This is a genomic window from Candidatus Paracaedibacter symbiosus (genome assembly GCF_000757605.1).
In the GTDB taxonomy this organism is placed as follows: Bacteria; Pseudomonadota; Alphaproteobacteria; order Paracaedibacterales; family Paracaedibacteraceae; genus Paracaedibacter_A; species Paracaedibacter_A symbiosus.
On sequence record NZ_JQAK01000043.1, the window covers coordinates 2,234 to 3,103 of the forward strand.

An 870-nucleotide genomic window follows, 5' to 3' on the forward strand; every position below is an offset into this window, starting at 1 on the left:
AGCGGTTCGATGCCTCCAGGTTTTCCAGGAATGGTAATAGATGGTGATTTATATTGGGATGGTGGATGTGCTTCTAATACTCCTCTCGAAGGTATTTTTGACGCTGATCCTAAAGTCGATACACTTTGCTTTATGGTTGATTTATTTGCTGCAAACGGAAAAGAACCACAAGATATGGATGAGGTTACGCTTAAATTAAAGGAACTACAATTTACAAGCAGAACAGCTCACCATATTAATCATCTTAACAAAAGACACAATCTTTCAAAATATCTTAAGCATCTTACAGATGCATTGCCTGCAGATCTCAAAAATGACCCTATCATGAAAGAAATTCAAGATTTTGCTAATGATACCAAGTTTGATATTGTTCATATTGCTTATGACAAACCCAACTATGAAGTTCCAAGCAGCGATTGTGAGTTCTCAAAAACATCAATTAAAGACCGAGCTTCTTATGGATATCAACACATGAAAGCGGCTCTTGAGCATAGCCCTTGGCTTAAAGATAGAAAAGCCCATGTAGGCTCAACAATTCATAAATTTGTTGGAGCTAAGCATCTAAGTTCATCTTAGTTTAACCTTACAAAGAGAAGCCCTTATTGAGGGCTTCTTCTTTATCTCAAGCAACTAATAGCTTTACATGCCTTGCTATGGGAGCAAAAGAAACACGATGATATGGCGTAATACCGTACATTGTTATAGCACGCTGATGTTCAGCTGTCCCATAACCTGCATTCCTCTCCCAGCCATAATGCGGATATTCTTCGGCTAATTTACACATTATTTCATCTCTTACAACTTTTGCTACAATTGAAGCCGCTGCAATTGAGAAACTTAATGTATCCCCTTTTACAAGAGTTTGGATGT

General features: G+C 37.8%; 2 protein-coding genes. One reads left to right on the plus strand and one right to left on the minus strand.

The features are described from left to right. The coding region (locus tag IG80_RS12975) for a DUF3734 domain-containing protein (RefSeq protein WP_032114285.1) at positions 1-576 on the plus strand (576 nt) is incomplete at its 5' end. A gap of 46 nt (positions 577-622) precedes the next feature. On the opposite strand, the gene IG80_RS0112140 is transcribed toward IG80_RS12975, so the two are convergent. Further along, the coding region (locus tag IG80_RS0112140) for a ribonuclease H family protein (protein WP_032114286.1) at positions 623-870 on the minus strand (248 nt) is incomplete at its 5' end.